Here is a 23,697-nt window from a genome sequence, read left to right as displayed (position 1 = left end):
GAGTTCACGATGGAAAAGGATAAAACGATCATGACGATCGGCGAGGGACAGGCGATCGTCAAAGAAGCGCAGCGCTTGTTGACCGCGTCGTCTCGCCGCCGCTTTCTGCGCAATGGCCTGACGCTGGGCGGCATCGCCATGCTCACCGGCTGCGATCTCAGCGACAACGCCAACGTCGAACAGGCGCTGAGCCGCATTTCGCGTCTCAACGATCGGGTGCAGGGCTGGTTATTCAACGGCGAGCGTCTGGCGCCGGTCTACCCGGAATCGATGATCACCCAGCCGTTCCCGTTCAACGCCTTTTACGCCGAGGAGGAGGCGCCGGATATCAACGGCGACGACTATCGGCTGGAGGTGGCCGGGCTGGTGCGGGACAAGCGCGCCTGGAGCCTGCCGCAGCTGCACCAAATGGCGCAGGTCAGCCAGGTGACGCGGCATATCTGCGTCGAGGGTTGGAGCGCCATCGGCAAGTGGGGCGGCGTGCCGTTTGCCACCTTTCTCAAGGCGATCGGCGCGGATCTGAGCGCTCGCTACGTCAGCTTCAAATGCGCCGACGACTACTACACCAGCATCGACATGGCCACCGCGCTGCATCCGCAGACGATTATCGCGCTGACCTATGACGGCCAGATCTTGCCGCGCAAGTATGGCTACCCGATGAAGCTGCGCATGCCGACCAAGCTGGGCTACAAGAATCCGAAACACATTCAGGTGATCGAGGTCACCAACCGCTTCCCGGGCGGTTACTGGGAAGACCAGGGTTACAACTGGTTTGGCGGCAGCTGAGGCGGCCGCCGGCCATTCTCCGGCACTCCGGTGCCTTTGACATGACGGAAGGAAATACCATGAAAAAGTTATTCGCAATGATGATGTGCAGCGCGTTGATGTTGGGTGTGGCCGGCGCCAACGCCGCGGATGGCATGAGCAAAGACGCGATGAAAAAGGACGGCATGAGCCAGATGTCGCACGACGGCATGGCGAAAGACGGCATGGCGAAAGACGGCATGAAGAAAGATTGCATGGGCAAGGAGTGCATGAAGAAAGACAAGATGGCCAAAGACGCCATGAAAAAGGATGGCATGGCGAAAGACGGTATGGCCAAAGACGGCATGAAGAAAGACGAGATGAAAAAGGACGCGATGGGGCATTAAGCCGCCGCGATCCGCGGCCGGAAGCGGGCGTTCCGCTGCGGCCGCGGACAACATAAGGAGAGGGGATGATGCAGGCGACATGGCTGCGGCGCTTTCAGCGCTCGAACGGGGACGTTATCTTTATGCGCGCGGCGCTGGTGGTGATCTTCGCCGCCTTCGGCTACGCCAAGTGGTTTGATTACGAGGCGCAGGGGCTGGTGCCGCTGATCGGCAACAGCCCGCTGCTGAGCTGGATGCATCAGGCGTTCGGCATTCGCGGCGCCAGCTATGCGCTGGGCGTCGCCGAATGGAGCTTCGGTTTATTGCTGCTGGCGGGATTCTGGTCGCGGCGTCTGGGCCTGCTGGGGGCGATCGGTTCGACGGTGACCTACCTGACTACGCTGACGCTGATCTTTTCCACGCCGGGCGCTTGGGAGCCTTCCGCCGGCGGTTTCCCGGCCATGGCTGGGGCCACCAGTTTTTTAATCAAGGATCTGGTGTTGCTGGCCGGCTCCCTGGTGCTGCTGAAAGCCGATTTGCCGGCCGAGCAGGCATAAAAAAGGGCGTAGCCTGGCTACGCCCTCTCTCCATCGCCGGTTATCACATATCCGGGAAGGTCAGGGTGCCCCCCGGCGCTTCGCGATGAATGTGCAAGAAGTTCAGGTGCTTCTCGTACTGGTCGAGGATATCGCCAATCACCTGTTCCTTGCTGTAGTCCATCAGGTCGTTGCCCTGGGTGCCCTCCATCAGGAAGGTCTCCAGCCGGTAGTAGTGCGACTTGCCGGAGCGGGCACGGTAGGTGAAGCCCGGCACCGAGTAGCGCATCGGCCAGATCTGATAGATAAAGTTCTGTTCCTCGCCCAGGTGCACCAGCAGCTCCAGGTGATTCAGGCGTTCGTCTTCGGTCGGCGGCACTTCGCTGAACTCCACCTTCGCGCCGCGCAGCGCCAGCTCGCGCGCCACGTCCTGCATCGCCGGGCGGCAAACCTTATCCAACATTTTCTGCGTGTACTGCGTGCCCGGGTAGTTCATCACCCGCGACAGGCGCTGTTTCCAGTTGAGCACGTCGTGGCTGGAGACTGGCACCGGCGCCAGGGTGCTGAGCGCGCTGGCCTTGCGGTAGTCTTCCACCCGCAGCGATTTATACAGCCCGGCCATCACGAAGAAGATCACGAAGCTGAACGGCAGGCCCATGATCACCGTGGTTTTCTGCAGCGCCGGCACGCCGTCGGTCATCAGCATGCCGATGGTCAGCAGGCCGATGGCTACCGACCAGAAAATCCGCAGCCAGTTCGGCGCATCATTATTGATGTCGGCCAGCCGCGAAGTGAAGTTGCCCAACACCAACGAGCCGGAGTCCGCCGAGGTGACGTAGAACAGCAGGCCGGTGATGGTGGCCACCGAGGCGCTGAAGGTGAAGCCGGGATATTGCGCCAGCAGGCTGTAGAAGCCGCGCTCCGGGAACTGCATCACTTCCTGCGCGAATTCGGCGTTGCCGTGAATGATCTGATACAGCGCGCTGTTGCCGAAGATAGACAGCCACAGCAGGGTGAACACGAACGGAATAATCAGCGTGCCGACCACGAACTGGCGAATGGTGCGCCCACGCGAGATGCGCGCCAGGAACAGGCCGACGAACGGCGACCACGCCACCCACCAGGCCCAGAAGAACAGCGTCCAGTTGTTCATCCACTCCACCGGCCGATCGAAGGCGAAGCTGTTGAGCGTCATGCCCATAAAGCGGTTGACGTAATCGCCGACGTTGAGCACCAGCGCATTGAGCAGGAATTCGGTGTCGCCGAAGAACAGCACGAACAGGATCAGGCCCAGCGCCAGCAGCACGTTCAGCTCGGACAATATGCGGATGCCCTTGTTGACGCCCGAAGTGACCGAGATGGTGGCCATGATCACCGACAGCAGGATCAGCGAGCCCTGTACCGTCAGGTTTTCCGGGATCTCGAACAGCACCTTGAGGCCGTAGTTGAGCTGCACCACGCCGATACCCAGCGTGGTGGCGATGCCGAAGATGGTGCCGAGCACCGCGGCGATGTCCACGCTGTGGCCGATCGGGCCGTTGATGCGTTTACCGAAGATCGGGTACAGCGCCGAACGGATGGTCAGCGGCAGATTGTAGCGATAGCTGAAGTAGCCGAGGGCGATGCCCATCAGCGCATACATCGACCAGCCGGTCAGGCCGTAGTGGAACAGCGTCCAGACCATCGCCTGGCGCGCCGCCTCCAGCGTTTGCGCGTCGCCTTCCGGCGGCATCATGTACTGGGTCACCGGCTCGGCGACCGAGAAGAACATCAGATCGATGCCGATGCCGGCGGCGAACAGCATCGCCGCCCAGCTCATCAGGCTGAACTCCGGTTTGGACTGTTCCGGCCCGAGCTTGATCGAACCGAAGCGCGAGGCGGCGATAAACACCACGAACACGATGTACAGCGTCGCCGCCAGCAGGTAGTACCAACCGAAGGTGGTCGACACCCAATTCAGCGTGCGGGTGATCCACTGCCCGGAGAAGTCGGTGAAAAAGATGGTCATCAGCGAGAAGGCCAGGATCAGCCCCGCCGAGGTGAAGAAAACCACAGGGTTGAGGCGGTCCTGCTGCGGTTTGGAGGAGGTTTCGCGTGTTGTCATCGTCATCCTCTGAACTGAGTAAAATCGTGCCGCTCCGCATTCTGGGGCGCGTTGGCGCCGCCGGAAAACGGGCGAATGAAGGCGGCGGCCATCCCCACGGGGATGGCCTGAGTGATGCCGCTTTCGCCTGTTGCTGAAGCGCCGGAGCGCTTCGCGGCGGGAACCGCTTACAGCCACTGATTTTGGTCAGATTCGTTAATTACCTCACAAAAATCAGCCAGTTCCACAACCAGATAGTACAAATTTTTAACCAGGCGGCAATAAAATATATGCAATTTTTATTGAACGTTCAATCAAAAAAAAGTTTAATAGTCCGCATGATGACCTGAATCACGGGCGAAACGGCAGAGAAATTTGCCCGCTGAGATAAGGCCGAAGTCGGTTTTGTGAGAGTCGAAATATGCCAAAGGTAGGAATGCAGCCAATCAGAAGGCAGCAGTTGATTGATGCCACGCTCGCCGCGGTAAACGAAGTGGGAATGCATGACGCCACCATTGCGCAGATCGCGCGGCGGGCCGGCGTTTCCAACGGCATCATCAGCCATTATTTCAAGGATAAGAACGGCCTGCTGGAAGCCACGATGCGCTACCTGATCAGCCATCTGGGCGAGGCGGTGAAGCTGCGCTTGCAGGCGCTGACCGACCACAGCCCTGCGGCGCGGCTGCAGGCGATTGTCGCCGGCAACTTCGACGATAGCCAGATCAACAGCGCGGCGATGAAGACCTGGCTGGCCTTTTGGGCCAGCAGTTTGCATCAGCCGCAGCTCAATCGGCTGCAACAGGTGAACGGCCGCCGGCTCTATTCCAACCTGTGCGCCGAGTTTCGCCGCGTCATGCCGCAGCCGCAGGCACGCCTGGCGGCCAAGGGGCTGGCGGCGCTGATCGACGGACTGTGGCTGCGCAGCGCGCTGCGCGGTTCGGTGTTCAATCAGGCGCAGGCGTTGGCGCTCACGACCGAATACATCACGTTCCAACTCCGGGGGCAAACGCCGCCTGGAGGATAACCCAAGGAGATCCTATGTCCCGTTTTGGCTTGCAGAAGCTCTATATTCATGGCGCCTATGTAGACAGCACCGCTGGAAAAACCTTCAACGCCATTAACCCGGCGAATGGCGAAGTACTGGCCGAAGTCCAGTCCGCCGGCGCTGAAGACGTCGATCGTGCGGTGGCCAGCGCGGCCAGCGGGCAGAAAGTGTGGGCGGCGATGACGGCGATGGCGCGTTCGCGCATCCTGCGTCGCGCGGTGGATATTCTGCGCGAGCGCAACGATGAGCTGGCGGCGCTGGAAACGCTGGATACCGGCAAAGCGATGTCGGAAACCACCGCAGTGGACATCGTCACCGGCGCCGACGTGCTGGAGTACTACGCCGGCCTGATCCCGGCCATCGAAGGCGAACAGATCCCGCTGCGCGATACCTCGTTCGTTTACACTCGCCGCGAACCGTTGGGCGTGGTGGCCGGCATCGGCGCCTGGAACTACCCGATTCAAATCGCGCTGTGGAAGTCTGCGCCGGCGCTGGCGGCGGGCAACGCGATGATCTTCAAACCGAGCGAAGTCACGTCGCTGACGGCGCTGAAGCTGGCGGAAATTTACACCGAAGCTGGCCTGCCGGACGGCGTTTTCAACGTGGTGACCGGCAGCGGCGCGGAGGTGGGGCAGTACCTGACCGACCATCCGGGCATCGCCAAAGTGTCCTTCACCGGCGGGGTGAAAACCGGCAAGAAGGTGATGGCCAACGCGTCGGGGTCGACGCTGAAGGAAGTCACCATGGAGTTGGGCGGCAAGTCGCCGCTGATTATTTTCGACGACGCCGATCTGGATCGCGCCGCCGATATCGCCATGATGGCCAACTTCTACAGCTCCGGCCAGGTGTGCACCAACGGCACCCGCGTCTTCGTGCCGGCGGCGCTGCAGGCGCAGTTTGAGGCGAAGATCCTCGAGCGCGTGAAGCGCATTCGCCTCGGCGATCCGACCGATCCGCAGACCAACTTCGGGCCTCTGGTCAGCTTCGCGCACATGGAGTCGGTGCTGCGCTTTATCGAGAGCGGTAAAAACAGCGGCGCGCGCCTGCTGTGCGGCGGCGAACGCGTCACCCACGGCGAGTTCGGCAAGGGCGCTTACGTGGCGCCGACGGTGTTCAGCGACTGCCGCGACGACATGGAAATCGTGCGCGAGGAGATCTTCGGGCCGGTGATGAGCATCCTCAGTTACCAGAACGAAGAGGAAGTGGTGCGCCGTGCCAACGACACCACCTTCGGCCTGGCGGCGGGCGTGGTGACCAACGATCTGGCTCGCGCGCACCGCGTGATCCATCAGCTGGAAGCCGGCATTTGCTGGATCAACACCTGGGGCGAGTCGGCGGCGGAAATGCCGGTCGGCGGTTACAAGCAGTCCGGCGTCGGCCGCGAGAACGGTCTGACCACGCTGGAGCACTACACCCAGATCAAATCGGTGCAGGTTGAGCTGGGCGATTACGCCTCGGTATTCTGATTTTCCCGTCGTCTTTCGAGCCGCAGCCGCGTTGGCTGCGGCCGACAATTCCCAGAGAGCCAAATACACCGCCTGTTGCGGATCCGCGCTTCGCGTTTTCGTCTCATGCAGGCCTATAAAGTAAGGAGATAATGAATGGAATTTGACTACATCATTATCGGTGCCGGTTCCGCCGGCAACGTGTTAGCCACCCGATTGACCGAAGACGCCGACGTCAGCGTCCTGCTGCTGGAAGCCGGCGGCCCGGATTACCGGATGGATTTCCGTACCCAGATGCCGGCCGCGCTGGCGTTTCCGCTGCAGGGTCGCCGCTATAACTGGGCGTATGAAACCGACCCTGAGCCGCACATGAACAATCGCCGGATGGAATGCGGCCGCGGCAAAGGGCTGGGCGGTTCGTCCCTGATCAACGGCATGTGTTACATTCGCGGCAACGCGATGGACTTCGACAACTGGGCCAAGGCGCCTGGCCTGGAAGATTGGACCTATCTGGACTGCCTGCCGTATTTCCGCAAGGCGGAAACGCGCGATATCGGCCCGAACGATTACCACGGCGGCGAGGGCCCGGTGAGCGTCACCACGCCGAAAGCCGGCAACAACGAACTGTTCCACGCGATGGTGGAAGCCGGCGTGCAGGCGGGCTATCCGCGTACCGACGATCTGAACGGTTACCAGCAGGAAGGCTTCGGCCCGATGGATCGCACCGTGACGCCGAAAGGGCGCCGCGCCAGCACCGCTCGCGGTTATCTGGATCAGGCGCGTTCGCGGCCAAACCTGAAGATCGTCACCCATGCGCTGACCGATCACATCGTATTCGACGGCAAGCGCGCGGTGGGCGTCAACTATTTGCAGGGCGACAGCAATCAGCTGACCCACGCCAAAGCGCGCCGCGAAGTGCTGCTGTGCGCCGGCGCCATCGCCTCGCCGCAGATTCTGCAGCGTTCGGGCGTCGGCCCGGCGGCGCTGCTGAACAGTCTGGATATCAAGGTGGTGCACGATCTGCCGGGCGTGGGGGAAAACCTGCAGGATCACCTGGAGATGTATCTGCAGTACGCCTGTAAGAAACCGGTGTCGCTGTACCCGGCGTTGCAATGGTTCAACCAGCCTAAGATCGGCGCGGAGTGGCTGTTCAACGGCACCGGCATCGGCGCCAGCAACCAGTTCGAGGCCGGCGGCTTCATCCGCAGCCGCGAAGAGTTCGCCTGGCCGAACATTCAGTATCACTTCCTGCCGGTGGCGATTAACTACAACGGCAGCAACGCGGTGAAAGAGCACGGTTTCCAGGCGCACGTCGGCTCGATGCGTTCGCCGAGCCGCGGCCGGGTGCAGGTGAAGTCGAAAGATCCGCGTCAACACCCGAGCATTCTGTTCAACTACATGGCGACCGAGCAGGATTGGCAGGAGTTCCGCGACGCCATTCGCATCACGCGCGAGATCATGGCGCAGCCTGCCCTGGACGAATACCGCGGCCGCGAAATAAGCCCGGGGCCGGAGGTGCAGACCGACGAGCAGTTGGACGCCTTCGTGCGCGAGCATGCCGAAACCGCTTTCCACCCGTCCTGTTCGTGCAAAATGGGCGAGGATGAGATGGCAGTGGTCGACGGCCAGGGCCGGGTGCACGGCATGGAAGGATTGCGGGTGGTGGATGCGTCGATTATGCCGCTGATCATCACCGGTAACCTGAACGCCACCACCATTATGATCGCCGAGAAGTTAGCCGATCGCATTCGCCAGCGCGCGCCGCTGCCGCGCAGCACCGCCGACTATTACGTCGCCGGCGATGCGCCGGTGCGCAAGCAGTAACCGACACGCCCTCTCGCCGTTGAGGGGGAGGGCCGCCGTAGCAAGCAACCCCTCTCCATATGCTCTTCCCCAAGGCGAGGGGGCAACTCTCTTTTTTATCCCTTATCCCATCATGCCGCCGGCAGCGAGATCGCCTGATCGAAACTGGTGGGCGTCGCCATGCGCCACATGCGGGCGTAGAACTCGCTTTTGATCTCCGGCTGCAACAGCGCGCCCGGCTCCAGATAGTAATAGATATCGGCGTATACCTTGATCTCGGTCGGCGTGATGCGACGCAGCATATGGTGCGAGGTCAGCTGCTCCGGGCGGCTGACGCCGGCCGCCGCCAGCATGTCCGCCAGCGCTTTCACCGTATTTTGATGGAAGTGATAGACGCGCTCCGCCTTGTTCGGCACCACCAGCGCCTTTTGCCGCAGCGGATCTTGCGTCGCTACGCCGGTCGGGCAGTGGTTGGTGTGGCAGCTTTGCGACTGGATGCAGCCGACGGCGAACATAAAGCCGCGCGCCGAGTTCACCCAGTCTGCGCCGAGCACCAGCACGCTGGCGATGTCGAAGGCGCTGATGATCTTGCCGCTGGCGCCTATCTTGATTTGGTCGCGCAGGCCGCAACCCACCAGCGTGTTATGCACGAACAGCAGCCCTTCGCGCAGCGGCATGCCCATATAGTTGGAAAGCTCGAGCGGCGCGGCGCCGGTGCCGCCTTCCTTGCCGTCCACCACGATGAAGTCCGGCAGGATACGGGTGTGCAGCATCGCCTTGACGATGGCGACGAACTCCCACGGGTGGCCGATGCACAGCTTGAAACCGACCGGCTTGCCGCCAGACAGCTCGCGCAGCTGCTGGATGAACTGCATCATTTCCAGCGGGGTGGTGAAGGCGCTGTGCGAGGCCGGCGAGATGCAATCGACGCCTTGCGGCACGCCGCGGGTGGCGGCGATTTCCGCATCCACCTTTTTCGCCGGCAGAATGCCGCCGTGGCCCGGCTTGGCGCCCTGGCTGAGCTTGATTTCAATCATTTTCACCTGCGGGCTTTGCGCCTGTTCAGCAAAGCGGCGTGGATCGAAATGACCGTCGGCGGTGCGGCAGCCGAAATAGCCGCTGCCCAGTTCCCACACCAGATCGCCGTTGTTTTCGCGGTGATAGCGGCTGATGCTGCCCTCGCCGGTGTCGTGGTAGAAGTTGCCCTTGGCCGCGCCGAGATTGAGCGCGCGAATGGCGTTGGCGGAGAGCGCGCCGAAGCTCATCGCCGAAATGTTGAAGATTGACGCGGAATAGGGCTGGCGGCAGTCGGCGCCGCCGATAGTGATGCGGAAGCTGGTCGGGTCGGCGGCTTCCACCGGCCGCATGGAGTGACCGATGCACTCATAGCCGGTTTGGTACACGTCCAGCAGGGTGCCGAACGGCTTGTCGCCCATCTCGTTCTTCGCCCGGCGATACACCAGCGTGCGCTGGGTGCGCGAAAACGGGATCTCTTCATTATCCTGTTCAAGGAAATACTGGCGCAGCTCCGGGCGGATGAATTCAAAGAAGAAACGCAGGCGGCCGATGATCGGGTAGTTGCGGCAGATGGCGTGGCGCTGTTGCGTGAGATCGTAGATACCCAGCACCATCAGACAGCCGCAGGCCAGGGCCGGCAGCCAGAACCACGGATGGTTGTGCATCATGATCAAGAAAACCAGGGTGAGCAAGATGCTCAGCACAAAGCAGGTATAGCGGCTGAATAAGGACGACTTCATAACATCTCCTGATGTTTATTTTAATCCACACGACATGACTCACGGATAGTCCGTGTGCAAATCGTAGCCAACAGGAGATGATGTTGTGTGTCTGTTGCTGCTTTGTCGCCGGTTGTTACATTAATTTAACGCGGCGAGGGGGCGGGTTGCCGCGCGGCGCACCGCGCAACAAGCCAGGGCAGGTTATTTGCCGGCGACGAAGATGGTGCTCATGCTGCGCAGCCGCAGCTTTTTCATCGCGCTGTATTTCTGCGAAAAGATGGTTTTCGGGTGCGTACCGCGCTTTTCCGCAATGTGCAGCAGGCTGTCGCCGCGCAGCAGATTGAAGATCACGTCGCTTTCCGCCGGGCTGAGCTCGCGGGTTTTCTGCACCTTGATGCCGCCCGGTTCTGTGCTTTCCAGCAGCCGCTGGATTTTTTCCTGCAGCGAATAAAGCGGAATGCGGGTGGAGACCAACTCGACGGAAATCCCCAGGATCGACAGCAGTTTCACCACGCGTTCGTCGTCATAGAACACCAGCAGGCGCGTCTTGCTGTTGTACTGCTGGTGCAGGGACACCAGGCTTTCTATCACGTTGACGCTCTGTTCCAGATTTTGCGAGGTGAAAATCAGCGCAATGTCGTGCTTGGTGATCTTCTCTGCTTTGGCGCCGCCGTGCATGAAATCGGAAAACAGGCGGATATCGTAGGCGCCGTAATGTTTCTTCAGCAGCACCGACAGGCCAACATAGCTGTACTTACACTCACTAATCACAAGAACGTTGTTTTTAGACATAGGGCAAACACCAATACCGAGTTAAAAGTATTCAGCTGTAAGAAGCGAGTTCAAATCCTTGATGCTGGATTCCTTCCACAGCTTTCCCTGCAGTGCGTAATATGGCATTTCATCCAGCCATTTCTTGTGTTCGGGAGTTTCAACTCCTTCGATAATTACCTTGTAATGATTAAGGTAAAAGAAGCGCAGCAACGCGCGCATCAAGCCCTCGCCGCCGGACTTTTTCATAAAGTCCCAAAGCAGAAAACGATCGAGCTTAACGAAGCGGAACTGACTGTTGTACAACGCGGAAAAACCCGCATAGCCAGAACCAAAATCATCGAGCCAAAATGAATAACTATTCAATGACGGATCGCCGTGTACGCGATCTTTCACTAGCCGGGTTGAATTCTCACTGATCTCGAAATGAATACAGCGCAAAGCATTAATTCTTTCGGCAAAGTGACTATTCGCCAGCGATTGCAGGGAATAATCGTCAACATTCAAAGTGACTATCACTTGGTTTTCATGAAACCAGTGTTTGTATTTATCGATCAGATTGATCTGATCCATCAAAATCGCAATCCGGGTGGCGCTGTCGGCGTGGCGAAAGAACTGTTCAGGAGAAAAATGGGCATATTCGCTATTAAACGTAAAGCGAGACAGACATTCAACGGCCAGCAATTGTCCCGATTTTGCGAACATTGGCTGAAAAACATAATTAATGCCGTTATTTTTCTCTCTGAAAGAACCGCTCATTTCCCAATCCTTGGATTGATATTTAACCTGTTGATTTTAAATGATAAAAAAGAAAATTACTCCGGGGTTATTGGTAAATTTCTTATTTAAAGCGCCAGAATGGCCGAAGCGTGTCGACAGACCATTTAACGCGTAATTCGTGCCAAAGTCCAAACGTCGCAATCTGTTACTAAATGTAAATATTCGGGATAATATTCTGATTTTCAGGCCTTATCGCAAAATCTTGAACTCTGCAGCTTTCCCAAACACAGATTATTCCTATTCGTATGAATCGTCAACATCGATCGATAGGTATTCGCCGATAGTTTATTCCTATCAAGAGGGGCCTTATGAATGTTTTAAACGATTTAACATTAAGAATATGCTTAGTCTATATTTCGTCCGGCAATGAGTTCATCGAGGCAACGCTCCTTTTCAGCAAGGGAGTGCTATCGCTGAGTGTATGCTCAGTGGCGGCAATATATATATAAGCCCGCCACTGAATCGATTATTTTATTGTTCTATGGAGCTGGAAATGAAAAAAGTATTATTGCCTTTGGCTGCCCTGGTATTGTCTGCAACTGCTTCCAACGCAATGGCAGCAAGCGGCACTGTTAAATTCACCGGTGAAATCAAACAGTCTACCTGCCAGGTAACTAGCGATACTCAGAATAAAGAAGTTTACTTGGGTACTTACCCAACTTCTGCTTTCCCAACCGTGGGTTCTAAATCCGCTTCTAAAGCTTTCCAGATCTCTCTGGAAAAATGTGATGCCGGCGATTACAGCCTGCGCTTCGACGGTAACACCGTTGCTGGCAACCCAGACCTGCTGTCCGTAAGCAACGTTGGCGGCACTGGCGCAGCAGCTACCGGCGTGGGTATCGAAATCACCGATAACAATGGCAAGCCATTCGCTATCGGCGACGGTTCCAACATCAAAGACGACGTAGCGAAAGTCACCATCGCTGCTGACGGTAAAGCGACCTTCAACCTGCAGGCTCGTTACCGTTCATTCGATAGCAACGTAACTGCAGGTCTGGCTAACGCTACCAGCCCGTTCACTATCGAATACAAATAATCGTCTTTCAGGACACACACGGCCAAGGATGGCCCGTAGAGGAAACCGATGAAAAAGTTCTTTGCTGCTCTGCTGATGCTGGGCGCCTTTAACAGCTACGCCGGTATCCAGGTAGATGCCACTCGCGTGATCTATAAAGGCGATGACAAATCCGCCTCTCTGCCGATTCATAACGATGCTTCAGAAGCTTATATGGTGCAGACCTGGCTGGACACCGGTGACAGAAACCAAGTGCCGAAAAATCTGCCTGTCGTTGTCGTTCCACCGATTCTGAAATTGGACGCTGCTAAAACTGCAGTTCTGCGCTTTATCTATTCCGGTAATGGCTTACCTCAGGATAAAGAAACCCTGCTGTGGATTAACGTGCAGGAAATTCCACCGGCGCCGAAGCAAGAAAACGTGCTTCAGGTTGCGGTGCGTACCCGAATCAAACTTTTTTACCGGCCGGTGGCGTTGAAAACGACGCTGGACGAGCAAGTGCAAAACTTGCGTTGGCAGCGTGAAGGTTCACGTCTGCAAGTGGTTAACGATGGGCCGCTGCATATTACCTTTGGGGCGCTGCACTTGAAAAACAGCGCAGGCAAGACCGTGGATGTGGACGCCAACATGGTGAGCCCGAAAGATCGCTTATCGATCAACATTCCGGCGGGCGTCAGCGTCGGCAACAAGATTGCTTTCAGTTATATCAACGATTTTGGCGGTAGAACGGAAGTCAAGGACGTTCCAGTACAATAAGAGAGACAGGGAATGGCAAATCAACGAAAAGTAGCAGGCGGAACGACGCGGCTGACACAGCTGATCCGAATTGCAATCATTGCTGCCAGTGCGCCGATGTTATGGAGTGAAGCGGCGTTGGCAGAGTTTAACATGTCGTTTATTCACGGCGATGAAAACCTGAGCAACGCGGAAGCGGTCGCCCAGGGCGATGCTTTGCAACCGGGCGTTTACCCATTCGACATCTACGTCAACCTGACCCAGGTCGATCATAAGGATGTTACTTTTCGTCAGGTTAAAGGCCAGACCGCGTCTCAACCCTGCCTGAAAGTTGAAGACCTGCGCAACTACGGCATCAAACTGCCGGAAACGCTGCAGGCCGGCAGCTGTGTTGATGTGTCTGAGTTGATTAAAGACGCCACCGTCAGCTATGACGCGGCGGTGCAGCAGATCAACATTTCCGTGCCTCAGACCATGATGGATCTGAGCGCGATCGGGGCGATCCCGCCAAGCATGTACGATGAAGGCATCAACGCGCTGTTCGCCAACTATAACTTCAACTACAACAAGAACAGCTATCGCCGAGATGACGCCGACGACAGCGAGTACATGTTCCTCGCGCTGAACAGCGGCCTCAACCTGGGCAGATGGCGCCTGCGCAACAACTCCACCTGGGACAAGCAGAGTGGCAGTAGCAGCAACTGGACCAACGTCTCCTCCTGGGCCGAGACCGATATCGTGCCTTGGCGCAGCCGTTTGGTGATGGGCCAGGCGAGCACCAACAACAGCGTGTTCAACAGCTTCCAGTTCCGCGGGGTGCAACTCTCCAGCGTTGACGACATGCTGCCGGACAGCCTGCGCGGTTATGCGCCGGTAGTGCGCGGCGTGGCGGCGACTAACGCCCGCGTCGAGATCCGCCAGAACGGTTACGTCATCTATAGCACCAACGTCGCGCCGGGTCCTTTTGAGATCCACGACGTCTATCCGCATACTAACAACGGTGACCTGCAGGTCACCGTGAACGAGGCCGACGGTTCGCACAAAACGTTCAGCGTCGCCTACTCTTCCGTGGCCAACATGCTGCGCGAAGGCATTTGGAACTTCCAGCTGACCGCCGGTAAATACCACAACGGTAACGGCGGCTATCAGCCGAAACTGATTCAGGGTACTGCGGCATACGGCATGAACTATGGCCTGACGCCGTTCGGCGGCGCCATCATCGCCGAGCACTACCGTTCTGCTGCCGTGGGTATCGGTAAGAGCCTGGGATCATGGGGTGCCATCTCCGTGGACGGTTCTATCTCTGATACCGAGCTGGCGAATGGCGATCGCAAGCAGGGGCAGAGCTTCCGTTTCCTGTACTCCAAGTCGCTCAACCAGATGGGCACCAACTTCCAGTTGGCGGGTTATCGCTATGCGACTTCCGGTTACTACGATCTGAGCGATGCGGTCCAGGAGCGCAACAGCTGGCGCAACGGCATTTATGCCAACGATTACTGGGATCCGAACGATCTGCAGCCGGGCCAGCCTTCCTGGAGCAACAACCAAAAACGTACCCGATACACCGCGCGCTACGGCAACAAGCGTGAACGCGTCGAGCTGTCGCTCAGCCAGCAACTGTGGGCGGGCGCCAGCCTGTACGCCAACGTGAGCCACCAGAACTACTGGGGCGTGTCCGGCAACGATCGCACGATTCAACTGGGTTACAATGACGGCTTCAAGCGTATTTCCTACGGGGTTTATCTGCAGGATACGCGCGGCCAGTACGGCTATTCCGATCGCAGCGTGAACTTCACAATGTCGATTCCGCTGGATTGGGGCCAGAGCAACAACTCGACCACCGCCAACTTCAGCGCGGCGCACAGCAAACAGAGCGGCGACAGCTACTCGACCGGCATCAGCGGCACCATGCTGGACGACCGTCGCATGAACTACTCAGTTTCCACCGGGCATACGCAGTCCTCCGGTCAGAGCAGCAACCTGAACCTGGGCTACAGCAGCAGCATCGGTAACATCGACGGTAGCTATGCCTACAGCTCGAAATACCGCCAGGAAGGGCTGGGCGTCTCCGGCGGCCTGCTGGTGCACTCCGGCGGCGCGACCCTGACGCAGCCGTTGCAGAACACCATCTTGCTGGTGGAAGCGAAAGACGCCAAAGGCGTGCGTCTGGAAAACCAGCCGGGCGTGACCATCGATCGCTTCGGTTATGCGGTTGTGCCGTCGGCCAACCCGTACCGCTACAACTATGTGGCGCTGCGCACCGAAGATTTCGGCCCGGGCCTGGATGTGCCGGTGGCCAGTAAGCAAGTGGTGCCGACCGAGAAGTCGGTGGTGAAGGTGAGCTTCGATACCTTCAAGGGTGTCAGCCTGCTGATTCACGCTCGTCTGGGTGACAACGGTTATCCGGCCATCGGCGCCGGCGTGTTCAACGAGTCCGGCCGCAACAGCGGCACCGTGGGCCTGGAAGGCGCAACCTATGTTTCCGGCGTGAAAGCGGGTGAGAAACTGACGATCAAATGGGGTCCGAAAGCCGATCAGCAATGCGTACTGCCGATTCCGGCGGACGTGGGCGACAAACAAGCGGCCATGGGATATCAGGAACTGACCCTGCAATGCCAAAAACTGTAAGGTACACCATGAACTTGAGCAAATTAGCACGTAACACACTTCTGTCGGTGGTGGGGCTGGCGGGGTTGGCGATGGCGCAACAGGCGGCGGCGATGCAGTGCCGCTTCGGCAACTCGACGGGTTCAAAAAACCCGGTTGGCAGCGTAACGCAGGATATCGACGTCGGCCGCCCGATCGTGCTGGCCGCCAGCGACTTCGTCAAAGGCAACCTGATTTGGCGTTCGCAGAACTTTACCTCGACCTTTACCTGTTGGGATACGGATAACTACCCGCGCGGTGAGAACGCTTATATCTATTGGAACCCGCAGAACTCCTTTGGCGCCCTGGATAAGTCGTTGGAAATCGGGGTATCGATCAACGGGCGTGATTATGATGCCATCAACCTGAAGCAAAGCTCCAACCGGCCGACGGGCCCTGATTTGGGGCCGGGTACCAAACCGGGTAGTAACAGAAGAAAAGCCGATCCTCAGGCGGTGACTGCCACCTATTCGGTGTATATCAAAGCCACCGGGGTGAAACCGCCGGCGGGTAACTTCCCGCCATTGGCGCGCGCGTCGCTGTTCCAGATCGATGGTGAGTTGGGGCTGAACGCCACCAAAGACAGCAACTTTAACGCCTATATAAAAGGGTTGGACAAGATCCGCGTGATTCAGTGCAACCCGCAGATCACCGTATTGGCCAACAACGGCGCCAGCGTCGATTTCGGCGTGCTGACGACTTCCAGCGCCAAAACCGGCACTATCGCCAAACAGGTGCCGTTCGACATCAAGGCCAGCCTGAGCGGCGGCGAGTGCGCCGGCCAGTCTCTGCAAGCCAGTTTTAGCAGTACCAATGCCGATCCGTCAGACAACACGCAGATCCTGCCGACCACCCAACCGGGCGTGGCAATCTTCCTGACGCAGCAGCGCGACACCAGTAAAAAACCGATCCCACTGCAAACCAACGTGGATTTCGGCGGTGTGCTGCAGGATAAGCAGAACGAAGTGAAAGAGACCTTTATCGCGAACCTGAAGTGGTTGACCAATACGCCGAAGACCGGGGTGTTCAACGCCACTGCCAACGTCGACGTCACCTTCAAATAATCCGGTGTCGCTTCAATAAAAAGGGGTCAGTTCGCGCGAACTGACCCCTTTTTTGTACCTTATACCGTGCTGATTAACGCAGCCCCATCCAACTGGTGCAGACGCCTTCCGGCAGTTTGCCGGCAAACCAGCGCGGTAAGGCGGGGGCGTCGCGGTGTTGCTCAGCCTGCGGCTGCGCCGGCCATTCGGCGACGTCCCAGCGGGTAGTGCGGCGATACACCGCCGGGGTCTTGCCGAACTGTTTCTTGAAGGCACGCGAGAACGAAGGCTGAGAATCGAAGTGGTATTGCAGGGCGATATCCAGGATCGGGCGTGGAGTGGAGCGCAGCGCCTGTGCCGCCTGCGACAGGCGCCGCTCGCGGATATAGCTGCCGAGCGCGTGGCCGGTGGTGCTGCGGAACATGCGCTGCAGGTGCCATTTGGAGTAGCCCGACTTGGCGGCGACGTTGTCCAGCAGCAGCGGCTGATCCAGATGAGTTTCAATCCAGTCTAGTAAATCGTGAATGATATTGACGCGATCCATGGTTTTAGTTCTCCCGCAAAAACGACATTCAGGTCACAGTGACTTAGCTTAATTATCCAAGAATATACTTTGATAATAGGCGCGAGCACGCCGTTACGCAAGGGTGAAGCGGGGGTAAAAAGGTGACCAAAAATGCTCTTTGAGCGGCAGGGGTATAGAAAAAAGGCCGCATAAAGCGGCCTTTTCAGCAAGAAATGATGGGAAATCAGTTGGTTTCCGGTTTCACTTCAATGTAGTTCAGACCCAGCACGCTGCTGGTGTAGCCGCGGATCTTGTTGGTCATCTCGATATCGCCGTTCAGCTTGTGGCCGTAAGACGGGATGATCTCTTTCAGCTTGCTCTGCCATTCCGGCGTCGCCACTTTGTCTTTGAACACGGTTTCCATCAGATGCAGCATGATCGGTGCAGCGGTGGAAGCGCCCGGCGAAGCGCCCAGCAGAGCGGCGATGCTGCCGTCTTCGGAGCTGACGACTTCGGTGCCGAACTGCAGCACGCCGCCTTTATCCGCGTCTTTCTTGATGATCTGCACGCGTTGGCCTGCGGTCCACAGCTTCCAGTCTTCCTGCTTGGCGTCCGGGAAGTACTCTTTCAGCGCGGCGAAGCGATCGTCGTCGTTCATCATCAGCTGGCCGACCAGGTATTTCACCAGATCGAAGTTATCCAGACCGACGTGGGTCATCGGCATCAGGTTCGAGGTGCTCAGCGAGTGCAGCAGATCGAACAGCGAGCCGTTCTTCAGGAACTTGCTGGAGAAGGTGGCGAACGGCCCGAACAGCAGCACGCGCTTGCCGTCCAGCATGCGGGTATCCAGGTGCGGCACGGACATCGGCGGCGAACCTACGCTGGCCAGGCCGTACACTTTGGCCAGGTGCTGGTTGGCGATCTCCGGATTGGTGGTGACCAGGAACTGGCCGCCGACCGGGAAGCCGCCGTAGCCGTCGGCTTCAGGGATGCCGGATTTCTGCAGCAGGGTCAGGGATGCGCCGCCTGCGCCGATGAACACGAACTTGGCGTTAACGGTGGTTTCTTTACCGTCGCGGTTCAGATCGGCAACGGTCACGCTCCAGGTCTGGTCGGCGTTGCGCTTGATGTCGCGCACTTCGTGGCTCAGGTTCAGCTTGAACTTGTCGCTGGTGCTCAGTGCGTCAACCAGCTGGTGGGTGATCACGCCGAAGTTGACGTCGGTACCCAGCGGCATGCGGGTGGCGGCGATTTTCTGCGCCGGATCGCGGCCGTTCATCACCAGCGGTGCCCACTGCTTGATTTGCGCAGGATCTTCGGAGTATTCCATGCCGCGGAACAGGGTGCTGTGCTGCAGCGCCGCGTAGCGTTTACGCAGGAAGTTGACGTTGTCGTCGCCCCACACGAAGCTCATGTGCGGCACGCTGTTAATGAAGGATTTCGGATCTTTCAGGACATCGTTTTTCACCTGATAAGACCAGAACTGACGGGAGATTTCGAAAGACTCGTTGACCTTCACCGCCTTGCTGATGTCGATGGTGCCATCGGCTTTTTCCGGCGTGTAGTTCATTTCGCTGAAGGCGGAGTGGCCGGTACCGGCGTTGTTCCAGCCGTTGGAGCTCTCTTCCGCCACGCCGTTCATACGCTCGTACATGTCGATGGTCCAGGTCGGCTCCAGCTCATGCAGATAGGTACCCAAGGTGGCGCTCATGATGCCGCCGCCGATCAACACCACGTCGACGGTTTTATTCTTCTCTTCAGCCGCCGCCTGCTGCGTAACGCTAAACAGGCTGAGACTGAAAATCAGGACGAGTAATTTTCTCATTGAATTAAATCTCTTGTGTGTAAATTCTACTCATTGCAGGTGAAAGAATTTAGCGGGAGTTACCCTGGAAAATAATGAAGCCGATCGCCCGGCGTGAGCCGATAGGCAGCGATAATGCCTTTTTGTTAATAGGGTTTTTAACGAAAAGTGAACTATTGCAGGCCGTCCGGATGCAAATTGATCGGTTCACGTTACTGGCGGGGTATTATTGTTTGCGAGAATGTTAAAAACTACTTTTGTAACTAAAAAAAATGAATATAAGCAAAAAACGGCCGGTTGTTGTCGCAGGAATAAACAGAGAGGGCAGAAGGGCTATATAACCGCGTTATTTCCAAGGGTTAATTGTCGCGCAATTAAACGTTATTTCGTTATCACACAATAATTGCGGTTAAATTGCAAATACGCATCGGTAACCAATAATAAATGGCCGCCATTGCGGGCGGCCAGGATTCGCAAGGCGGTTACTTGATGCCCATCGCATCGCGCATGGTGAAGAACAGATCGGTCTGATCGGTCAGGCCCACCACGTTGGCGGCGTGCGGGCCATAGGCCGCAACGCGCAGCTGGGTGCCGGTGTGCCCCTGCGACTCCTCTTCCGAGTTGCCGTAACTCAGGGTCATCGGCGCGCCGTCTTTGGTGGTCAGCGTCTGGGTCAGGCCCGGCGCTTTGGCGTCGGCGGCGACGATCTGGCTGGAATGCGCGTGGTCGGCGGTGACGATCACCAGCGTGTTGCCGTCGGCGCGGGCGAAGGCCAGCGCTTTTTGCACCGCTTCATCCAAATCGACGGTTTCGCCAATCTGCCCGCATGGGTTGGCGGCGTGATCCTGCTTATCGATCGACGCGCCCTCTACCTGCAGGAAGAAGCCGTTCGGGTTGTCTTTCAGCAGCGCGATCGCTTTTTCGGTCATCGCCGCCAGCGTTGGCGTGGCGGCGGTGCGCGCCGGGTTGTTTTCGCAGGTTACCGCCGGTTTGTCGAGGTTGCCGTGGTAGCTGGCTTTCGGCCCCAGCCAGCGCACCGGCATGTTGCCGTCGGCGAACAGGCCCAGCAGCGGTTTTTGCTGGTTGGCCAGGGTGACGGCCTGCAGTTCATCCGCGTTGCTGACCCACTGATAGCCCTGCGCCGCCGCCTGGTCTTTCAGCGATTTCCCCTGCCATTCGCCGCTTTTCGCCAGCTGGTTGAAGGATTTCGCACCGCCCCCCAGTGTGACGTCGGCGCGGGTTTTCAGCAGCTGTTCGGTGATGGAGCCGCGGCCGCCGTTTTCCAGCGCGTTAGCGGCGCATTTCTCGCTGGTTTCCTCCGGGCCATAGCATTTGCGCGAGGTGACGTGCGACACCAGCGCCGCCGGCGTGGCGTCCTGCAGTTCGGCGGTGGAGACGTTGCCGGTGGCCTTGCCGGCCGCCTTGGCGATCTCCAGCAGCGTCGGCTGGTCTTTGCCGTTCACGTCTACGCCGAGCGCGCCGTTATAGGTTTTCACCCCGGTGGCCCAGGCGGTGGCCGAGGCGGCGGAGTCGGTCACGTAATCCGGCTTGTGGGTTTTCTTGTCCAGCGAGTAATGCGTGTATTGCCCGGTCAGCGGCAGGGCGTCGATGCCCTTGAAGTAACCGCCCGCGCCTTCAGCGTAGTTGCGCGCGGCGGTGATCTCGGAATCCCCCATGCCGTCGCCGATCAGCAGGATCACGTTTTTCGCCGGTTTGTCCGACAGCGACGCCTTCAGCGCGGCGGTCTGATCGCCGGCCAGACGACGGGCGCCACCCGGTTCGACGAGGTTGCCGCGCGCGGCGCGCTCGGTCAGGCCATCGGCATTGGCCGAGGTTTCTGCCGCGAGGGCGGAGGAACAGAGCAGGGCGGACAGCACGGCGCCGGCGATCAGGGATACAGCAGGTTGCATGGGGTAAGCTCCTTGTCGTAATACAACAATGTAAATAACATCAAATTGTTACGTAAGGAGAGTAGAGCAGAGGGATGACAATTTTATGACAGCGAAAATGGGACGACCCGACGGTCATCCCGTTTGGCATTCAGGCTGCGCGCGCCGGGATCGCGAGCCCGCGCTGCACTGCCGGCCGAGCCAGACCGCGCTCCAGCCACTGCGCGACGCGCGGGAAGCTGTTGAACTCTACCAGCTCGCGCGCCTCATAGAAGCCGATCAGATTGCGCACCCAGCCCAGCAGCGAGATATCTGCGATGCTGTAGTCCGCCCCCATGATCCAGTCGCGGCCTTCAAGGCGCGTTTCCAACACGCCGAGCAGGCGTTTCGATTCATTTTTGTAACGCTCCAGCGGCCGCTTGTCTTCATATTCGCGCCCGGCGAATTTGTGGAAGAAACCGAGCTGGCCGAACATCGGGCCGACCGCCGCCATCTGGAAGAATACCCACTGAATGGTTTCGTAACGCTGCGCCGGATCCTGTGGCAGAAAGCGGCCGCTCTTTTCCGCCAGGTAGAGCAGAATAGCGCCGGATTCGAACAGCGGCAGCGGCCGGCCATCGGGGCCGTCGGGATCGATGATAGCCGGGATCTTGCCGTTCGGGTTCAGCGCCAGGAATTCCGGCGTCCAGGTTTCGTTGTTGCCGATGTCGATCAGGTGCGCTTCATAGGGCAGGCCGATCTCTTCGAGCATGATGGACACTTTGACGCCGTTCGGCGTCGGCAGAGAGTAGAGCTGCAGCCGTTCCGGATGCTGAGCCGGCCAGCGTTTGACGATCGGGAATTGGGTGGAATCGAGCATGGAAACTCCTCGGGTTGGCGGGATCGTTTAAGCGTACCCCTTGAGTATTGCAGTAAAACTACCCCGACGCAGAGCTACAGCGTGAGTTCAAAATGTGCGGCCAGCGCTTTTTTACCGGCGTCGGTCAGCTGCAGCTCGCGGCTGTCGAGTTGGCGCAGCATCCAACCGCGTTTGATAAAGGCGTTCAGCAGCGCAGCGCCAAGCGCGCCGCCGAGGTGGACGCGGCGTTCGCTCCAGTCCAGGCAACCGCAGGCGAAACGGCGGCGGGTGGGGGCGGGGGAACAATCGACGCCCAGCCGCGCCAGCGCGGCCTGACCGGCGTCGCTTAAGCGGTAGTCTTCCTCGCCGCTCAACCAGTTCAGCGCATGCAGCCGATCGTGCAGCTTCACCGCTACCTCGCCCGCCATATGGTCGTAGCAGGTGCGGGCATATTGCAGCGAGGTCGGCGTGCTGCTCTTCACCGACGGGCGCGGCACGCCCGTCAGTGCCATCAGGCCTTCCAGCGCGGCGGCCACCGGTTGCCCGGCCAGCCGAAAATAGCGGTAACGCCCCTGTTTGAGGCAGGCGATCAGCCGCTGTTCCAGCAGTTTCGCCAGATGCGCGCTGGCGGTGGAGGGAGCAACCTCGACCGCCGCGCTGAGCTCGGTGGCGGTGTAGGCGCGCCCGTCCATCAACAGGCACAGCATGCGCGCCCGGGTGCGGTCGGCGATGGCGGCGCTGAGCGCCGCTAAACGATCTTCTATCTCGATGTTATGCATACTTCGAGGTTAGACGAAGTATGACGGCGCGTCCATCGCTAGCCTGTGGTTATCGCCATCTGGCTACGAGGGAGAAAGCCATGTCCGTGTGTCCTTATGCCGCCGCGCTCGCCGCCGAGCCGCAGGCCCATTATCGCGCTCTGCCGCCCCTGAGCTGGGATAGCGCGTGGCAATGTTGGGTGGCCGCGGCGCCGCAGCTAGTGAGGGAAGCGCTGCTCAATGCCGATCTCGGCGTGCGGCCGGCCGATGAGCCGGTGCCGGTGGCCTTGCTGGAGACGCCGATGGCGCCGCTGTTCGCCGGGCTGGTGCGGATGCGCGACGGCGAACAGCACCACGCGCTTAAAGCGGCGCTGCAGCGGGCGCTGGCCGTCTGTTCGGATGCCCTGATTCAGCAAACCGCTGCACAATGCGCTGAGTGGTTAGCGCCAAAGGTGCCCGATGCGGCGGCGATCACTCGCTTTAACTACGGATTGCCGCTCTGCAGCCTCGGCGCATTGTTGGGTGTGCCCAGGGCGCAATGGCCATGCCTGATCGACGACGGTCTGGACTTCGTCCGCTGTATCGCACCCGGCAGCACACCGCCGCAGCTGGCGCGGGGTATAGCGGCTGCGCAGCGGCTCAGCGCCCAACTGATGGCGGAGCATGGCGTGCTGCGCAAGGCTTTGGAGCGGGAGATTGGCGATGCCCGGCTTGAGTTGGCCAATGCGCTCGGCCTGCTGTTTCAGGCCTGTGAGGCGACGGCGGGCTGGATCGGACAGGCGTATTGGCTGGCTCGGCAGAACGGTGAAGTGGACATTGCGCTGGATCGGGTACGGGCGCTAACGCCGCCGATCCAAAACACGCGCCGTTTCGTCTTGCGCGAGACGCAGCTTGGCGGTTGCACGCTGCGCGTGGGGGAGACCGTCTTGCTGCTGCTCGGTGCCGACGGCGAACTGGCCTTCGGCGCGGGGGCGCACCGCTGCCCGGGCGAACGTTGGGCGAGGATTATCGCGCGCTGCGGCGTTGCGCATCTGTGTTCGCTGGATATTGATGAGCGGGCGTTGAAATCGGTGCAGTGGCGCCGTTCGCTGAATGCGCGCGTGCCGGAATTTTACCGTTGAGAGGAGACGAG

The 23,697-nt window shown here is 59.0% G+C and carries 20 protein-coding genes; 11 read left to right on the top strand and 9 right to left on the bottom strand.

Annotation, left to right across the window (positions count from 1 at the left end):
- The first annotated feature begins 9 nt into the window (after nt 1–9).
- The 3 genes from AC6BYQ_RS05530 (at nt 10) to AC6BYQ_RS05520 (ending at nt 1,687) form a co-directional block, all read left to right on the top strand.
- Nucleotides 10–786, top strand: coding sequence for a molybdopterin-dependent oxidoreductase (locus tag AC6BYQ_RS05530; protein ID WP_498056462.1), 777 nt, complete (start codon nt 10–12; stop codon nt 784–786).
- A gap of 59 nt (nt 787–845) precedes the next feature.
- Entirely contained in the window at nt 846–1,151 is a 306-nt protein-coding gene (locus AC6BYQ_RS05525) for a pentapeptide MXKDX repeat protein (RefSeq protein WP_498056461.1), read from the top strand.
- 65 nt (nt 1,152–1,216) lie between these two features.
- The gene (locus tag AC6BYQ_RS05520; RefSeq protein WP_019454465.1) at nt 1,217–1,687 is read left to right on the top strand and encodes a YkgB family protein; all 471 of its coding nucleotides are present in this window, start codon (nt 1,217–1,219) and stop codon (nt 1,685–1,687) included.
- A 43-nt stretch (nt 1,688–1,730) separates the two neighbouring features.
- On the opposite strand, the gene AC6BYQ_RS05515 is transcribed toward AC6BYQ_RS05520, so the two are convergent.
- Nucleotides 1,731–3,770 carry a choline transporter gene (locus AC6BYQ_RS05515; RefSeq protein WP_025159984.1) on the bottom strand — a complete coding sequence of 680 codons (2,040 nt, stop codon included), beginning with the start codon at nt 3,768–3,770 and terminating at the stop codon, nt 1,731–1,733.
- A 400-nt stretch (nt 3,771–4,170) separates the two neighbouring features.
- On the opposite strand from AC6BYQ_RS05515, the gene betI reads away from it, so the two are divergent.
- The 3 genes from betI to betA all read left to right on the top strand — a co-directional run bounded on the left by betI (nt 4,171) and on the right by betA (nt 8,063).
- Nucleotides 4,171–4,773, top strand: a complete 603-nt coding sequence (gene betI / locus AC6BYQ_RS05510; RefSeq protein ID WP_498056460.1) for a transcriptional regulator BetI — start codon at nt 4,171–4,173, stop codon at nt 4,771–4,773.
- A gap of 14 nt (nt 4,774–4,787) precedes the next feature.
- Nucleotides 4,788–6,260, top strand: coding sequence for a betaine-aldehyde dehydrogenase (gene betB / locus AC6BYQ_RS05505; protein ID WP_019454462.1), 1,473 nt, complete (start codon nt 4,788–4,790; stop codon nt 6,258–6,260).
- A gap of 135 nt (nt 6,261–6,395) precedes the next feature.
- Nucleotides 6,396–8,063 (top strand): choline dehydrogenase, encoded by a 1,668-nt coding sequence (betA, locus tag AC6BYQ_RS05500; protein WP_440529540.1) that lies wholly within the window; start codon nt 6,396–6,398, stop codon nt 8,061–8,063.
- A gap of 110 nt (nt 8,064–8,173) precedes the next feature.
- Here betA and AC6BYQ_RS05495 read toward each other — a convergent pair whose 3' ends face one another.
- The 3 genes from AC6BYQ_RS05495 to AC6BYQ_RS05485 form a co-directional block, all read right to left on the bottom strand.
- Nucleotides 8,174–9,799 (bottom strand): FMN-binding glutamate synthase family protein, encoded by a 1,626-nt coding sequence (locus tag AC6BYQ_RS05495; protein WP_019454460.1) that lies wholly within the window; start codon nt 9,797–9,799, stop codon nt 8,174–8,176.
- Nucleotides 9,800–9,982: 183 nt separating this feature from the next.
- The gene (locus AC6BYQ_RS05490) at nt 9,983–10,573 is read right to left on the bottom strand and encodes a LuxR family transcriptional regulator (RefSeq protein WP_025159982.1); all 591 of its coding nucleotides are present in this window, start codon (nt 10,571–10,573) and stop codon (nt 9,983–9,985) included.
- 21 nt (nt 10,574–10,594) lie between these two features.
- A complete protein-coding gene (locus AC6BYQ_RS05485) occupies nt 10,595–11,311 on the bottom strand; it encodes an EAL domain-containing protein (RefSeq protein WP_498056459.1) in 717 nt (238 codons plus the stop codon).
- Nucleotides 11,312–11,825: 514 nt separating this feature from the next.
- Between AC6BYQ_RS05485 and AC6BYQ_RS05480 the strand changes: the two genes are divergently transcribed.
- From AC6BYQ_RS05480 to AC6BYQ_RS05465, 4 genes are read left to right on the top strand one after another with little or no spacing between them, the layout of a single operon-like run.
- Complete coding sequence (locus AC6BYQ_RS05480) at nt 11,826–12,368, top strand: fimbrial protein (protein ID WP_498056458.1); 543 nt, start codon at nt 11,826–11,828, stop codon at nt 12,366–12,368.
- A 48-nt stretch (nt 12,369–12,416) separates the two neighbouring features.
- Nucleotides 12,417–13,103, top strand: a complete 687-nt coding sequence (locus AC6BYQ_RS05475; RefSeq protein WP_063919038.1) for a fimbrial biogenesis chaperone — start codon at nt 12,417–12,419, stop codon at nt 13,101–13,103.
- A gap of 12 nt (nt 13,104–13,115) precedes the next feature.
- Nucleotides 13,116–15,710 (top strand): fimbria/pilus outer membrane usher protein, encoded by a 2,595-nt coding sequence (locus tag AC6BYQ_RS05470; RefSeq protein WP_063919039.1) that lies wholly within the window; start codon nt 13,116–13,118, stop codon nt 15,708–15,710.
- A 14-nt stretch (nt 15,711–15,724) separates the two neighbouring features.
- Nucleotides 15,725–16,792 (top strand): fimbrial protein, encoded by a 1,068-nt coding sequence (locus AC6BYQ_RS05465; protein ID WP_370520183.1) that lies wholly within the window; start codon nt 15,725–15,727, stop codon nt 16,790–16,792.
- A 73-nt stretch (nt 16,793–16,865) separates the two neighbouring features.
- Here the strand turns inward: AC6BYQ_RS05465 and AC6BYQ_RS05460 are convergent, their stop codons facing one another.
- The 5 genes from AC6BYQ_RS05460 to AC6BYQ_RS05440 form a co-directional block, all read right to left on the bottom strand.
- Nucleotides 16,866–17,315 (bottom strand): helix-turn-helix domain-containing protein, encoded by a 450-nt coding sequence (locus AC6BYQ_RS05460; RefSeq protein ID WP_046896967.1) that lies wholly within the window; start codon nt 17,313–17,315, stop codon nt 16,866–16,868.
- A 205-nt stretch (nt 17,316–17,520) separates the two neighbouring features.
- Entirely contained in the window at nt 17,521–19,101 is a 1,581-nt protein-coding gene (locus AC6BYQ_RS05455) for a malate:quinone oxidoreductase (RefSeq protein WP_063919041.1), read from the bottom strand.
- Between the two features lie 461 nt (nt 19,102–19,562).
- Nucleotides 19,563–20,990 carry an alkaline phosphatase gene (gene phoA, locus AC6BYQ_RS05450; protein ID WP_019454452.1) on the bottom strand — a complete coding sequence of 476 codons (1,428 nt, stop codon included), beginning with the start codon at nt 20,988–20,990 and terminating at the stop codon, nt 19,563–19,565.
- Nucleotides 20,991–21,120: 130 nt separating this feature from the next.
- Entirely contained in the window at nt 21,121–21,828 is a 708-nt protein-coding gene (locus AC6BYQ_RS05445) for a glutathione S-transferase N-terminal domain-containing protein (protein ID WP_498056457.1), read from the bottom strand.
- Between the two features lie 74 nt (nt 21,829–21,902).
- Complete coding sequence (locus tag AC6BYQ_RS05440; RefSeq protein WP_498056456.1) at nt 21,903–22,586, bottom strand: ArsR/SmtB family transcription factor; 684 nt, start codon at nt 22,584–22,586, stop codon at nt 21,903–21,905.
- A gap of 80 nt (nt 22,587–22,666) precedes the next feature.
- Between AC6BYQ_RS05440 and AC6BYQ_RS05435 the strand changes: the two genes are divergently transcribed.
- Nucleotides 22,667–23,686, top strand: a complete 1,020-nt coding sequence (locus tag AC6BYQ_RS05435) for a cytochrome P450 (RefSeq protein ID WP_498056455.1) — start codon at nt 22,667–22,669, stop codon at nt 23,684–23,686.
- Nucleotides 23,687–23,697: the final 11 nt, after the last annotated feature.

It is taken from the genome of Serratia sp. LTN-2 (genome assembly GCF_059740205.1).
Note: the sequence above shows the minus strand (reverse complement) of the source record. Positions and strands in the feature narration are given on the sequence as shown.